The 14875-nt window shown below is 63.5% G+C and carries 12 protein-coding genes; 2 read left to right on the top strand and 10 right to left on the bottom strand.

Annotation, left to right across the window (positions count from 1 at the left end):
* Positions 1-9: 9 nt before the first annotated feature.
* Positions 10-315, bottom strand: a complete 306-nt coding sequence (locus AQ611_RS22625) for a VF_A0006 family four-cysteine protein (RefSeq protein ID WP_059518902.1) — start codon at positions 313-315, stop codon at positions 10-12.
* A 399-nt stretch (positions 316-714) separates the two neighbouring features.
* Here AQ611_RS22625 and AQ611_RS22620 point away from each other — a divergent pair, with 399 nt between their 5' ends.
* Positions 715-2352, top strand: coding sequence for an AMP-binding protein (locus AQ611_RS22620; RefSeq protein WP_069236135.1), 1638 nt, complete (start codon positions 715-717; stop codon positions 2350-2352).
* A gap of 39 nt (positions 2353-2391) precedes the next feature.
* Here the strand turns inward: AQ611_RS22620 and AQ611_RS22615 are convergent, their stop codons facing one another.
* Together AQ611_RS22615 and AQ611_RS22610 are read right to left on the bottom strand one after the other, a co-directional pair.
* Positions 2392-3372: a D-2-hydroxyacid dehydrogenase gene (locus tag AQ611_RS22615; RefSeq protein WP_069236134.1), complete on the bottom strand. Its 981-nt coding sequence runs from the start codon at positions 3370-3372 to the stop codon at positions 2392-2394.
* A gap of 242 nt (positions 3373-3614) precedes the next feature.
* Positions 3615-5006, bottom strand: a complete 1392-nt coding sequence (locus tag AQ611_RS22610; RefSeq protein ID WP_069236133.1) for a pyridoxal phosphate-dependent decarboxylase family protein — start codon at positions 5004-5006, stop codon at positions 3615-3617.
* A gap of 363 nt (positions 5007-5369) precedes the next feature.
* Between AQ611_RS22610 and AQ611_RS22605 the strand changes: the two genes are divergently transcribed.
* A complete protein-coding gene (locus AQ611_RS22605; protein WP_069236132.1) occupies positions 5370-5981 on the top strand; it encodes a DJ-1/PfpI family protein in 612 nt (203 codons plus the stop codon).
* A 34-nt stretch (positions 5982-6015) separates the two neighbouring features.
* Here the strand turns inward: AQ611_RS22605 and AQ611_RS22600 are convergent, their stop codons facing one another.
* The 7 genes from AQ611_RS22600 to AQ611_RS22570 all read right to left on the bottom strand — a co-directional run bounded on the left by AQ611_RS22600 (position 6016) and on the right by AQ611_RS22570 (position 14851).
* A complete protein-coding gene (locus tag AQ611_RS22600) occupies positions 6016-7188 on the bottom strand; it encodes a serine hydrolase (protein ID WP_069236131.1) in 1173 nt (390 codons plus the stop codon).
* A 205-nt stretch (positions 7189-7393) separates the two neighbouring features.
* Positions 7394-8686 (bottom strand): NAD(P)/FAD-dependent oxidoreductase, encoded by a 1293-nt coding sequence (locus tag AQ611_RS22595; RefSeq protein ID WP_069236130.1) that lies wholly within the window; start codon positions 8684-8686, stop codon positions 7394-7396.
* A gap of 45 nt (positions 8687-8731) precedes the next feature.
* Entirely contained in the window at positions 8732-10039 is a 1308-nt protein-coding gene (locus tag AQ611_RS22590) for an NAD(P)/FAD-dependent oxidoreductase (protein ID WP_069236129.1), read from the bottom strand.
* A 123-nt stretch (positions 10040-10162) separates the two neighbouring features.
* Complete coding sequence (locus AQ611_RS22585) at positions 10163-11728, bottom strand: DUF3138 family protein (RefSeq protein ID WP_069236128.1); 1566 nt, start codon at positions 11726-11728, stop codon at positions 10163-10165.
* Between the two features lie 62 nt (positions 11729-11790).
* The gene (locus AQ611_RS22580; RefSeq protein WP_059518920.1) at positions 11791-12717 is read right to left on the bottom strand and encodes an ABC transporter permease subunit; all 927 of its coding nucleotides are present in this window, start codon (positions 12715-12717) and stop codon (positions 11791-11793) included.
* A complete protein-coding gene (locus AQ611_RS22575; RefSeq protein WP_069236127.1) occupies positions 12714-13700 on the bottom strand; it encodes an ABC transporter permease subunit in 987 nt (328 codons plus the stop codon). Before AQ611_RS22575 ends, AQ611_RS22580 begins: the two co-directional genes overlap by 4 nt.
* On the bottom strand, positions 13697-14851 hold the full coding sequence (locus AQ611_RS22570; RefSeq protein ID WP_069236126.1) for an ABC transporter ATP-binding protein: 1155 nt from the start codon (positions 14849-14851) through the stop codon (positions 13697-13699). Before AQ611_RS22570 ends, AQ611_RS22575 begins: the two co-directional genes overlap by 4 nt.
* Positions 14852-14875: the final 24 nt, after the last annotated feature.

Below are 14875 nucleotides of genomic sequence, written 5' to 3'. Positions count from 1 at the left end.
AAACGGCGATCACATTTCGCCGCGCCGGGAGCAGACCGTCACGATTTGCTGGATCGCGAAGTTGTCTCTGACGCCCGGCAGCGCATCGACGAGACATGCGTAATACGCGCGTTCGCGCGGCAGCAGCAATGCAGCGTTGCGGTACAGCTTGTCACACGCGTTTTGCAGCAGGCTCGCCGCCGCGCTGTTGCGGCTTTCGCGCAGTGTTTGCAGGACGCATTGATCGTATTGCGCCGCACCGCCGTCATTCAGCGCCATTGCGGGCAGCGGTGTGACGAGCGCGATAGCGACCAACGCGCTGGATATCCTTGACATGGGGCCTCCCATTTTCCGACGAGCAGGTTTTGTCTGACTTGTGATCCGGCCGGCGCGATACATGCCGCCGTTACCGGTTCGCGTGACATAGACCATTCTACTGTCCGCGTACCGGCCCGATTGACCGCATTTGTCCAGAAAAATGGCCCGGATGGATATGGCTGCCGTTCGCCATTGTCCTTACGATGCAAGCAAGCAGGCCGTCCGTGGGCGGCGCGCGCGGGAAAATGCTGAGACCGTTTTTTCGCGTATCGTGATCGCATTGCGGGTGTGCCTTCGTGGCGGCGCTGACGGATCGTCGATACGCGTTTCTTTTCCGATTGATTGCGCCCCCGCCGCTTGCGTCGCACGGGCGCCCACCCGTCTTTCTTTCATGATTCGAAGCAACGGAGCTGCAAGTTGAGCACGAAACCTTGGCTGGCCAGTTACGGCAACGTTCCCGAGACCATCGACGCAGACGCCTATCGTTCGATGACCCATTTGCTCGACGACGCGATGCGAAAGTATGCGGCGCGGCCGGCATTCCGCTCGTTCGGACAAACGCTAACCTATGCGGACGTCGACCGTTTGTCGCGCGACCTCGCGGCTTACCTGCAGCAGCGGCTCGGCGTGCGCAAGGGCGACCGCGTTGCCGTGATGCTGCCGAACCTGCTGGCGTTTCCGATCGCATTGCTGGGCATCGCGCGGCTCGGCGCGGTGCAGGTGAACGTGAACCCGTTGTATACGGCTCGCGAACTCTCGCATCAACTCAACGACGCGGGCGCCGAAGTCCTGATCGTGTTTTCGGGAAGCACCCCGGTCATTGCCGACGTGCTGGGCGAGGTGCGGCTCAAGCACATTCTGACCGTGGGCGTCGGCGACGGCTCGCCGGCGGCACTGCCGTCGCCGCCAGTGGATGCGCGTCTGCCGGATACGATCGCGTTTGTGCAAGCGCTTGCCGAAGGTGCGGCACTGGCGTTCGAGCCAGCGAACGTGACAGGGGACGATCTGCTGTTCCTGCAATACACGGGCGGCACGACCGGCCTTTCGAAGGGCACCGCGCTGACGCATCGCAACCTGGTGGCGAACACGCTGCAGTTCCGCGAGATGATGGCAGGGCTCGTGTATGAGGAAGACGAAGTGATTGTCACCGCGCTGCCGCTTTATCATGTGTTTGCGCTGACCGTGAACTTCATCACTTACTTCTCGATCGGCGGCGAGAATTGGTTGGTCGCCAATCCGCGCGACATCCCAGCGTTGATCGACGTGATTGCGCAGTCGCGGATGACCTCGTTCATGGGCGTCAACACGCTCTATGCCGCGCTTGCGATGCAGCCGGCGATCAAGAGCGTCGATTTCTCGCGATTGCGGCTGTCCGGCGGCGGTGGCTCCGCGATCTTGCCGACCACGTCGGCGCGTTGGCAGGAGGTCACCGGCACGTTCATTCGCGAAGGCTACGGGCTGTCCGAGACGAGCCCGGTCGTCTCGTTCAATCCGGCTTCGGCCACGAGCTTCACTGGCACGGTGGGGGTGCCGCTTTCGTCGACCGACGTCAAGTTGATCAAAGAAGACGGCAGCGAAGCCGCGCTCGGCGAATCCGGCGAAATCTGCGTGAAAGGCCCGCAGGTGTTCTCCGGCTATTGGAACCAACCCGAGGCAACCCGGCAGGCGTTCACGACCGACGGCTATTTCCGCACGGGCGATATCGGTACATTCGACGAACGCGGTTTTCTACGAATCGTCGACCGTGTGAAGGACATGGTCATCGTGTCGGGATTCAACGTCTATCCGAACGAGGTCGAGGCGGTGGCGGCGGCGTATCCGGGCGTGGCGGAGTGCGCATGCATCGGTGTGCCAAGCGACAAGACGGGCGAGGCGGTCAAGCTGTTCGTCGTGCCGTGCAAGGACGCGAGCCTGACTGAAGAGGCCGTGATCGAGCATTGCCGCAAGGAGCTTGCCGCCTACAAGGTGCCGAAATACGTTGTGTTCGTCGACGATCTGCCGAAATCGACGGTCGGCAAGATTCTGCGCCGCGAACTGCGTCAGCAGCAGGCGTAGCGCCCGCCGGACGATACGCCGAATCTCGTTCGAGGCCCATCAGCCGGCCGTGACGACATGCGCCGGCTGGCCGTTGTGAAACGCGACGATGTTGTCGATCAACTGATCCGCGAGCGCCTGCATCGCTTCATCGCTGGCCCATGCGACGTGCGGCGTCAGAATGAAGCCGGGATGCGACAGGATCGACTGGAAAGGATGCTCGGCCGGCAGCGGTTCCTGCGTGACGACGTCGAATCCGGCGCCTGAAATTACGCCGGATCGCAGCGCGTCGGCAAGCGCCGCTTCGTCGACGAGTCCGCCGCGCGCCGTATTGATCAACAACGGCCGGCGCGCCATGCGCGCGAATGCGGCCGCGTCGATCAGGTGGCGGGTGGCCGGCGTGAGCGGGCAATGCAGCGAGATGATGTCGCTGTCGCGCAGCAGCGTGTCGAACGGCACGTAACCGGCGTCGGCGTCTCCGCGCGTTTTGTGGGCGGAAAACATGACGCGCAGCCCGAGTGCGCGCCCGATGCCCGCGACCGCGCGGCCGAGCGCGCCATCGCCGACGATACCCAGCGTGGAGCCCGCCAGATCCCGGATCGGAAAATCGAAGAAGCAGAACTGGCCGGACTCCAGCCAACGGCCGGCCCGCACCGCATCGCGGTACGCAACGAGGCTGCGCCGCAACGCGAATATCAGTGCGAACGTGTGTTCCGGCACCGCATGCACGGCGTAGCCGCGGATGTTGCTGACGACGATGCCGCGCGCCGCACAGGCGCTCAGATCGACATTGTCGGTGCCGGTTGCCGCAATCGCGACCATCCGTGCGCGTTGCGCGTGCGCGAGCGCTTGCGCGCTCAGCTTGACCTTGTTCGTGATGATGATGTCCGCATCGCGAATCCGTTCGGCCACTTCTTCAGGCCCGGTGCGCTCGAACGTCTGCAACGTATGCGGGAATGGAATCGGCTTGAGGCGGGTGTGCGGCGACAACGTCGCACGATCGAGAAACACGATCTTCAGCGCAGGGGATTGGGTGGACATAGGCAATGAGGGGAAGGTCGAAGGCGATGCGCGGGCGCAGTGCAACGGGCCGCCCGGCTTGCGTCGTGCATCGTTGCCGATGCGTTGCCGATTGGCGGGAGCAGGCCGAGCGAGCGTGGATTGTCCGCACGCGGTTTCGATCATGATAGCGGCGATGACGCGAATCGGCCATCGCGAAAGGCTGTTGCGCGCCGAGGCGGCCGTTGTTCGGGGGCATCGGCGCGGTGCACGCGCCGTGCCGGTTACCCGAGCGCGCGCACGAGCGATTCGAAAATCCTTTCGACATCCTGCTCATTGGTGCGCCAGTTGCTGAACGCCGCGCGCAGCGCCCAGACGCCCGCATAAAAGGTTGGTGTGACGAACGTGTCCGCGAGGTCGCGCACCGCGCGCACGTAGGCATTGATGCGCGTTTCGTCGGGCTGGCCGGCGAGTGTGAAGCACACGACGTTGACGCGCGTCGGCGCGAGCAGCGTGAAACCCGGATGCCCGGCAATCAGCCGGCCGAGCCGCTGCGCGAGCGCGATATTGCGGTGAACGATTTCCGCATGCCCGTCGCGGCCATACGCGGCCAGTGCGAACCAGCTCGACAGCGCGCGCAGCCGGCGAGAGTTTTCCGGCGTCAGATGGACGAAATCCGGGTTGCCGGCCGGCGTGCCGAGATAGGCGGCGCTATTCTGAAACACGCGTATTTGCAGATCGCGGCGGCGGCTGAATTGCACGGCGGCGTCATAAGGCACGTTCAGCCATTTATGCAGATCGATGCAGATCGAATCGGCTGCGTCGAGCCCTTCCACGAGCGACGCATGTTGCGGCGATAGCGCGGCGAATGCGCCGAACGCCGCGTCGACATGCAGCCAGAACGGGTAGCGCGAACGCAGCGCCGCGATCGCGGGCAGCGCATCGTAGTCGACCGTGTTGACGGTGCCCGCGTTCGCGACGACGATCGCCGGCGCACCGTCGAGGCGCGCGAGCGCCGCTTCCAACGCGCCGACGTCGACGGCTTCGCGGTCTTTCAGTGTCGGAACCTTCTGCACCGCGCGACGGCCGACGCCGAGCACCGACAACGCCTTGTAGATGCTCGAATGCGGCGTGCCCGACAGCACCCGCACGGGCGGCAATGCGCCGACGCCATCTTCCGACACGTTCACCGGATGCGGCGCGCGTTCGCCTAGCCATTCGCGGCCGATGGCGAGGCCGACCAGGTTCGACATGGTCGCGCCGGTGACGAGCACGCCTTGGTGTGCATCGGACAGGCCGAACAATGCGCGCAGCCGCGCGACGGTTTCGCGTTCGAAGTCCGGCGCCGAGCTGTCGATACCGGCGGTCGGGTTTTGATCGTAGACGCTTGTGAGCCAATCTCCCGCAATCGCCGCTGGCGTTGCGCCGCCCGTCACGAAGCCTAGGTAGCGTGCGCCGGCGCTGCCGGAAAAGCCGGGTGCCCAGCGTGTCAGGAAATCGTCGAGCGCGGCGTCGAAGCCGAGGCCATGTTCCGGCAGCGGCGCCGGCGCGACAGGCGATGGGGCGAGCGCCGCAGGCCGTTCGTCGAGGCGCTCGAGCACGTCGAGCGCATGCGCGAGCGTTCGCGACAGGACGTTTTCGATGCCGGCGAGATCGTGAGCGAGTGTGGCGTCCATGCTTGGTGTTCTTGGCGAATGAGGTTGACGGAAGACGCGGGTTCAGCACAGTGCGGCTATCGCGGCTGCCGCATGTTGTGGTGCGATCGCTGCCGGGCAGCGCCGAGCCGGGAGCGTCGGCGCTGCGGGTATGTCGACGCGGCCCGAATCGCACGTTGCCTGCGGCGGACGCGGCTGCGCGCGCTCAGGCGGATGCCATCCAGCCGAACTATCGCCGATAAGATGGTTGTCCGAGCGAATTCCCCCTGTTTGGCGCAGGGTTGCCGCAGGATAACGCTGCGCTAGCACGCGATAATGCGAAACACACCGCACCCGGTTTCCCGCTTGTTATTTCGCTGGCAAAAATACATAAGGCATGTCCCCATGCATATCGCTATCCTGACGTTCGACGGCTTCAACGAACTCGATTCGTTTATCGCGCTCGGTATCCTCAACCGCGTGAAGAAGCCGGGCTGGCGCGTGTCGATCGCGAGCCCTGCTGCAAGAATCACGTCGATGAACGGCGTGACGATCGAAGCGCAGGCATCGCTTGCCGATGCTTGCCACGCCGATGCAGTGATCGTCGGCAGTGGCGTGCGAACGCGGCAAGTGGCCGCCGATGCCGAACTGATCGGGCAATTGCGGCTCGATGCGTCGCGTCAACTCCTGGGGGCGCAGTGTTCCGGCACGCTGATTCTCGCGAAGCTCGGGTTGCTCGACGGCGTGCCGGCGTGTACTGATCTAACGACGAAGCCGTGGGTGCAGGAAGCCGGTGTCGAGGTGCTGGATCAACCTTTCTTTGCGCGCGGCAACGTCGCGACTGCCGGTGGCTGTCTGGCGTCCCATTACCTTGCGGCATGGATGATTGCGCGCGTCGAAGGGCTCGACGAGGCACAACAGGCGATTCACTATGTCGCGCCAGTGGGCGAGAAGGACGATTACGTATCGCGCGCGATCGCGAACATCGCCCCGTTTCTGAATCAGGCTGCGGCCTGAGCGCAGCGCAGACGCCGCTCGAGGGCGGCCGCGTTCAGCCGCCGCCTGCCGATGCGTCGGCTTGCGTCGCAACAGGAAGGGTGCCCGACGTCAGCATCGTGCGCAGTCGCGCGGCATCGAAGAAATCGGCATGCCGGCGGCCGGAATCGAGCAGCACCATCACGACCGGGCGGTTGTCGATCGTCGTCTGCATGACGAGGCAGATGCCCGATTCCTTGATGTAGCCCGTCTTCTGCACGCCGATGTCCCAGTCGCCGTCACGCACCAGCGCATTCGTGCTGCGGTAGTAGAGCACGCCTTGGCCGGTGTCCACTTCGTAGTCGACATCAGTCGAATACTGGCGGATCAACGGATACTGGTAGGCCGCATTGACCATTTTTGCCAGATCCCGCGCGGTCGATACGTTGTATTTCGACAGGCCGGCCGGATTCTCGAAGTGCGTGTCGACCATGCCCAGCTCGCGGGCCTTGCGGTTCATCGCGTCGATGAACGCTTCGCGGCCGCCGGGATAGTAGCGCGACAGCGCCGCGGCCGCCCGATTTTCCGAGGCCATCAGCGCAATGTGCAGCATGTCGTTGCGGGTCAGCGTCGAGCCGATCGACAGGCGCGAACTCGTGAATTTTTCCTGATCGCGATCGTCGTCGGTGACTTCGAGTAACTCGTCGAGCGGCGCTTTCGAATCGAGCACGACCATGGCGGTCATCAGCTTCGTGATCGACGCGATCGGCGTGACCGTCTGTGAATTCTTGTCGAACAGCGCTTCGCCGGTGCTCTGATCGATCATGTAGACGATGTTCGAATGCAGACCGAACGGCAGCGATTCGTCCTCCGAATCGAACGGGCGGGCGGCCAGCGCATGGCGCGGCGTGAATGCGGCCCGGCGGACGGTGCCTGTTGGCTTGTCATGCCGTGCATTCGAATGGCGGGCGGCGGGTGGCGTGGTTGCGAGCGCATGTGCCGGCACCGGATGGCCGGGTTCGCGATGAAAACTGGCTTTCCTGATCGATGCGTTGGCCGATACGTTGGCCGGTGTTTTGCCTCGTGCGGACGCGGCCGGACGATGCTTGGTTCCTGACGGGCCGGCGTGTGCGGCAAGCGGCGAAATAACGAGCGCGGACGCCGCGGCGACCGGCAATGCTGCCCGTTTCGACGTGCGAAGGATGAATCCGCATAGTGCTTTCAATGCGGAAAACGGAGTCGTTTCCATGGGGCCCCATTTGTCGAACCGAGCTTTGAAACGATTATAGTAACCGGTCGTTAGGTTAGCAATTACAAAGACATAGGAAAGATTTCTCATCCGGATTGTTCAATTCCGAAACAGCGGCTTTATTCTTGCTGTCGGGAGCGGGTATGGGGTGCGCGCCGGTTATTACGGCATCCCTATTATCGATTGAGCGGGGCGCCGTTTTGCGTCAAATCCAGTCACGCATCCGATACCATGCCATCGCCAGCACGAGCGCGGGCGTTCTGAACGCCGCGCCGCCAGGGAAGTCGCGATGGCGGATCTTCGCGAACAGATCGAAGCGCGCAGCCTGCCCGTCGATTGCTTCGGCGATCAGCTTGCCGGCGAGTCCAGTCGTATTGACACCATGGCCGGAGAAACCTTGGGCGAAATAGACGGTTGGCGACAGCCGGCCGAAATGCGGCGCGCGATTCATCGTAATGTCCACGAAGCCGCCCCACGCATGTTCGATCTTCACGTCGGCGAGCTGCGGAAACGTTTTCAGCATGTCCTTGCGCATTGCTTGGCCGAGGTTGTGCGGCTCGAGCGTCGAATAGCTGACCTTGCCGCCCCAAAGAAGCCGCGTATCGGAACTCGGACGAAAATAATCGAGCACGAACCGGCTGTCGCAGACCGCCGCCCGCGCCGGCATCAGCGCGCTTGCACGCGCTTCGCCGAGCGGCTCGGTCGCGATGACGTAGGTGCCGACGGGCATGATCTTGCGCGCGAGCGATGGCGCGAGTGCGCCGAGAAATACGTTGCAGCCGAGCACCACGAACTTCGCGCGCACGGCGCCGCGTGCAGTCGATACGACATGGTCGCCGTACTCGTCCGAGATGCGCGTCACGCAGCTGTTCTCGAAGATCCGCGCGCCGCTCTGAACGGCCGCACGCGCGAGCCCGAGCGTGTAGTTCAATGGATGCAGGTGGCCGCTATCCGGATCGAAAAGGCCGCCGAGATAGCGGGACGATTGCACGTAGTGCGGCAGTTCGTCCCGCTCGACGTAGCGCAGGCGGTCGTAGCCGAAGCGCCGCGCGGCATCGTCGCGCCAGCGCCGCAGCGCATCGACGTCGCGTGGTTTATTCGCGGCGCTCAGATAGCCGGGCGTGAGCGCGCAGTCGATCGAATGTTTCGCGACGCGCGTTTTGACGATATCGAGCGTCTCAAGCCCCATATTCCAGATCTGCCGGAGTTCGTCGTTGCTCACGTAGGGCGCGAACGTATCGATGTCGCACGCGTAGCCGCCGATCAACTGTCCGCCATTGCGCCCGCTCGCCGCCCAGCCGACCTTCGACGCCTCGACCACCGCCACCGAATAGCCGCGCTCGGCGAGATCGAGCGCGGCCGACAGGCCGGTCAGGCCGGCGCCGATCACGCAGACGTCGGCTTGGATCGAGCCTTCGAGCGGCGGGTGGCAGGTCGTGTCGTTGAGGGTTGCGCTGTAGTACGAATCGGCGTGAGGCTGGTTGGCGAACTGGAGCATGGCGAAAGAAATGAGACCGGTTGGGATGGCGAAGGCTCGGTTGCATCAGGCAAGCAACTCGCGCACCTGGTGATACAGCATGCCGAGTTCAAGCGCGGGTTGACGCCATGCGGCACCGCCGGGGAAACGGCGGTGCCGCAGCCGCGCGAACAGCTCGAACGCACGCGAATCGCCCGCGATCGCGTTCGCGATCATCCGCCCCGCGATGCCGGTGAGGGCGACGCCGTGCCCGCTGAAGCCCTGCAGATAGTAGTAGTTCGAATCGATCGCGCCGAAGTCGGGGGCGCGATTGCGCGTCACGTCGACGAAGCCGCCCCATGCGAAGTCGACGCGAACGTCGGCAAGCTGCGGGAACACGCTCACCATCCGCTGGCGGATCGCATCGGCGAGCGTGTCGGGCGAAGCGCCCGCCGAGCTTGCGCGGCCGCCGAACAGCATCCGGTGGTCGGCGGACAGCCGGAAGTAGTCGAGGAAAAAATTGTTGTCGCACACTGCTTCGCGATGCGCGATCAGCGCGTCCGCACGCGCGTGGCCGAGCGGCTCGGTCGCGATGATATACGACGCGATCGGCGCGATGCGCGCGGCGATTGCGGCGGGCAGCACGCCGCCGGGGCCGGCGTTGCCGCATACGACGACATGCCGGCAACGCACTTCGCCCGCTGGCGTGCGCACGACCGGCCGTGCGCCGCGCACGATCTCGATCGCGCTCGTATGCGCGAACAGCATCGCGCCTTCGCGCCGGGCGGCGTCGGCCAGGCCGAGACAATATTTGAGCGGATGCAGGTGACCGGACAGCGGATCATAGACGCCGGACAAATAGCGCGGCGACGCGATGCGCGTGCGGATCGCACCGGCGTCGAGCCATTCGAGCGACGGGTGGCCCCAGTGCGATGTCGCCCGTTCCATCCAGTCGCGTAGCTCCGGGACGCGGCGCGGTTTCGTCGCGACAGTCAGATAGCCGCGGGTGAAATCGCAATCGATTCCGTAGCGCGCGATCCGCTCGCCGACGAGCGCGACGCCGTCGATCGACAATGCCCAGGCGGCGCGCGCGCCTTCAGCGCCAAGCTGCCGCTCGATTTCACCGTCCTTGGCAAAGCCGGTAATCATCTGGCCGCCGTTTCTGCCGGATGCGCCCCATCCGGGCCGATAAGCGTCGAGCACGGCGACCGACATGCCATGCGCGCGACAGTCGAGCGCAGTCGACAGACCGGCAAAGCCGGCGCCGATCACGCAGACGTCGACGTCGAGCGCGCCGGCGAGCGCCGGATCATCCCGGGCCGGGCGTTGAACCGTGGCCTCGTAGTACGAGCGGCGAACGAGTGCATCGGAGCGGCTGGCGAAAGTGCTGGTCATCGGAAGGGCGCGGCTTCAAGGAATGATATTGTCGCACCGCGACGGGCGGTGCGCGGTGCGTGCTTTTCGGAAAACATCCCGGGAAACACAGCCAGCGGGGCACGCCCCCGCTGGCAACGGGCGTCAGAACGAATAGATGAACTGGGTCGCCAGCAGATCGTTGGATTTGCCATACGAACCGTCGTTCTTCAGGAAGACGCTCTTGTTTGCCCAGTCGTGCCGGTATTCGACCTTCACGATGATTTGCTGGGTCGGATAGAACAGCAGATCGAGTGCGACGTCCTGACGGTTCGCTCCCTTGCATTCGAATCCGAGCCCGCCGTTCGCCTTGGATGTGGCGAGGCAATTCGCATCGATGCCGAAGCCGTCGGCGGTGTCGATCCCGTTGCCGTTCAGCACGACACCGCCGCCGCCACCGCCGTTCTTGCTGTTCGCGAGGAAGTCGTAGCGCAGTGTCGCGCCCATGCGGCCGACTACCGGCAGATTGAACTTGCGGTGTGCGAGCAGCGACACGCCATACCACTGCGCCTTGCCGCCATTGAACGCCGCGTGCTGCTGCTGGCCGTAATCGATTTCCGCGTTGTACTGAATATCTGCGAGCGTGTAGGTTGCGTCCGCTTCGGCGAAGAAGAACGTGCCGTATGGGCTGCCGGCCTGGCCGCCGGGGCCGTAGACGACGGCGCCCGACGGCGTCGTCGCGCTCGCGAGCGTTTGCCTGCCGATGTTGAATGAGCCGCCGATATCGAGTGCGCTCGACCAGGTATAGTCGACGCGCGACGTGAACGTCGGCACGCGATTGCTCGTCGTGATCGGATCACCGAACGCGTTGGTGCCCGTTTGCGTCACCGCGCCGTATGTATGGTACTGCTCGTTGCCGAGCAGGAATTTCCATGCCCAGTTGCCTTTCGTGTAATTCGCGCCGACGCCGATGTAGCTGCCGGGGTCCGAGAAGTCGTACAGCAAGTTGTGCGTGAGCGTCAGCATCTGGTTCGACTGCTGGACCTCGTAGCCGCCAAAGCTCGGTATCAGGCCCGCCACGAGCGTTGTCGTGGAGGTGAGGGGTACATTGACGAGCGCCGTGTTGAGAATGTTGTTGCCGATGTTGCCGCGCGAGTTTTGCAGCAGTGTGATGCCGTTGCCGCGGTTCGGCATCAGCGTGAGTTCCGCCGACGGCGCCATCGGGCCGACGCCGAAAGTCTTCTTGATGTCGAGATACAGGTCGCCGAACGTGCTGTTGAAGTAGTTATAGTTGCTTTCGTGATTCGCGAACAGGAACGAAGACGTGCTCGCAGCGCGATTGAATATGTAGGTCGGATCGATATAGCCGGTGACCGACAAGCCCGCGATCGGCCCGGTGTTTGCGGCATCGGTCAGTGTATCGACCTTCAGTTGCTGGTTCGCGATCTGTTGTTTCATTTGCGAGACGTCGTCGTTGGTCAGCGCGGCGGGTGCCTTGCCCCAATCCGGCGACGATTCGTCGACGGGCTTCGATACGGCCGCCGTTGCTGCCGTTGCCGTCGTGCCGGTTACGCCTTTTTGCGACGCAAGCTCGGTTTGCAGCTGCTTTACCTGCGCCTGCAGCGCATTCAGCTGCGCTTGCATGGCTTTAAGCTGCGCGCTTGTTGATGCGGCGCCCGCGAGGCCGGGTAGCGACCCGGCCACGAGCAGGCAGATGAGTTTCATTTTCATGCGGGATCTCCAATTGATCGTGTTGCCAAAGATGTCTGCCTGCGTTCGGACGCCGGACAAACTCAAGCAGTGCCGAGTGTTTTTTTCGATGTTGTTTGTGGCGCGATCGCGCCTGCCCCCAGCCTTCCGGCGTCGGCCGTGTCTGGTGCCATGGCCTGGGCGAACGCCTCGCGCATGTCGCGCTCGCGGCGCCGCTCGCGGCTGAGCATCACCTGGTTCACGACGATCACGCCGATCGTGACGGCCGTGATGAAGAGCGTGGCAAGCGCATTCATTTCCGGATTCAGGCCGAGGCGCACACGCGAGAACACCACGAGCGGCAGCGTCGTCGAACCGGGGCCGGACAGGAACGCGGACAGCACGAGATCGTCGATCGACAGCGTGAACGACAACAGCCACCCCGACAGCAGTGCCTGCGAGATCAACGGCAGCGTGACGACGAAAAACACCTTGAGCGGCGTTGCGCCGAGATCCAGCGCCGCTTCTTCGAGTGACTTGTTCAGCTCTTTCACGCGCGATTGGACGATGATCGCGACATACGACACGCACAGCATCACGTGGCCGATCCAGATCGTCACGATGCCGCGCCCTTTCGGCCAGCCGAGCATCTGCTCGAGCGCGACGAACAGCAGCAGCAGCGAGATCCCCTGGATCACCTCGGGGATCACGAGCGGTGCATTGATCATGCCGGTGTATAGCGTGAAGCCTCGAAAGCGGCCGAAGCGCGCGAGCACGAAACCCGCCCAGGTGCCGATGATGACCGATGCGAACGCGGTCATCATCGCGACCTTCAGCGACAGCCATGCGCTCGCGAGCAGCTCGTCATCCTGAAGCAGCGCGCCGTACCACTTGAGCGAAAAGCCGGACCAAACGGTGACGAGCTTCGATTCGTTAAACGAATAGACGACGAGGCTGATGATCGGGATATACAGGAACAGGAAGCCACCCGTCAGCACAGCGGCGGAAAGCGGTTTGCTGGGTTTGATCATTTCGCGTCCTCCAGTTCCTTGACCTGGTAGTACTGGAATACGGCCATCGGCACGAGCAGCAGCAGTACCATTGCGACCGTCACGGCCGACGCCATTGGCCAGTCCATGTTGTTGAAGAACTCGTCCCACATCACGCGGCCGATCATCAGCGTGTCGGCGCCGCCGAGCAGTTCGGGAATCACGTATTCGCCGACAGCCGGAATGAATACGAGCAGGCTGCCCGCGATGATCCCGTTCTTGGACAGCGGCAGCGTGATCTGCGTGAATGCGACCCACGGTTTCGCGCCGAGATCGTAGGCGGCTTCGAGCAGCGTCAGATCCATCTTCACGAGGTGCGCATAGAGCGGCATCACCATGAACGGCAGATAGGAATAGACCATGCCGATGTAGACGCCCGCATCGGTGTGATAGAGCCGCAGCGGCGTGTGAATGATGCCGAGCGCGATCAGCGCGTGATTCAGCAGCCCATCGTCCTTTAGGATGCCGATCCATGCGTACACGCGAATCAGGAACGACGTCCAAAACGGCAGCATCACGCCCATCATCAGCAGGTTGCGTGTCGAAGGCGCGGAGCGCGCGATGTAGTACGCGATCGGATAGCCGATCAACAGGCAGAACAGAGTCGATACCGCGGCCATCTTCAGCGAGCTGACGTAGGTTGCGATATAGAGGCTGTCGCGTAACAGGAACGCATAATGGCTGAGCCGCAACGCGATCTGCACGACGCCGTCCTTGACGTCCGTCAGCGCGGTATAGGGTGGAATGCCCATCACCTGATCGGCGAAGCTGATCTTCAGCACCAGCACGAACGGCAGTGCGAAGAACACGGCGAGCCACAGAAACGGTACGCCGATCACGACGCTTCGGCCGGACGGCGTAAAGCGCGCCAGCAGGCGTTGGGCGAATGTGCGGGCCGCAGACGGCGCGCGGGAGGCGGCGGCGGACGAAGCTGCCGCGAGCGGGGAAGGATTTGAAGTTCTCATTGCGTCAGCACCACGCCGCTTGCCGGCGACCAGGAGACGAACACGTCGTCGTTGTAGGCAGGCGCACCGTCATGCATCAGGTGCGAGCTGGACAGATTGGACACGACGGTCTTGCCGCTCGGCAGACGCACGTGATACAGCGAATAGCTGCCCATGTACGCGACGTCGGTAACCACGCCGCGCGCCCAGTTGTGCGGCGTGCCGGGGCGCTCGTGCGATACGCGCACATGCTCCGGGCGCACCGAAATGCCTACCGGCATTCCAAGCGGTCCCGTCACGCCGTGGCTCACGTACATGCGCGTTTCGAGATCCTCGCTTTCGACGAAAATGTGATCCGGCTCATCCTCGACGACCACGCCTTCGAACAGATTCGTCGAGCCGATGAATTCGGCGGAGAACCGGCTGTTCGGAAATTCATATACCTCGCTCGGCGTGCCGATCTGCACGATGCGGCCCTCGCTCATGACCGCGAGGCGGCTTGCCATCGTCATCGCTTCTTCCTGATCGTGCGTGACCATCACGCAGGTCACGTCGACTTTCTCGATGATGTTGACTAGCTCGAGCTGCGTTTTCTGACGGATTTTCTTGTCGAGCGCGGACATCGGCTCGTCGAGCAGCAGCAGCTTCGGCCGCTTGACGAGCGAGCGCGCAAGCGCGACCCGCTGCTGCTGGCCGCCGGAGAGCTGGTGCGGCTTGCGTTGCGCGTAACGGCCCATTTGCACGAGCGCGAGCGCGTCGGCCACGCGTTCGCGGATCTCGTTCTTCGGCGTGCCTTCCTGTTTCAGCCCGAACGCGACATTCGCTTCGACCGTCATGTGCGGAAACAGCGCGTAAGACTGGAACATCATGTTGACGGGGCGACGGTACGGCGGCAACGTCGCGAGATCCTCGCCATCGACAAAGATCCGTCCGGACGTGGCGGTCTCGAAACCGGCGAGCATGCGCAACAGTGTGGACTTGCCGCAGCCTGAACTGCCGAGCAGGGCGAACAACTCATTTTTCGCGATCGACAGGTTGACGTTGTCGACTGCGGTGCTGTCGCCGAATTTCTTCACGACGTTTTCGATGCGGACGAAATTTTCGTTGCCGGCCGCCTTTGCGACCGTGGGGTGCGCCAGTTGCGCGGTATCGATTGAAGGCGTCGATTTCATGGTGTAGCCATCCTTCGTTGGGGA

The organism is Burkholderia singularis (assembly GCF_001718875.1).
Taxonomy (GTDB): Bacteria; Pseudomonadota; Gammaproteobacteria; order Burkholderiales; family Burkholderiaceae; genus Burkholderia; species Burkholderia singularis.
This window is presented reverse-complemented; position numbering and strand designations above follow the sequence as displayed.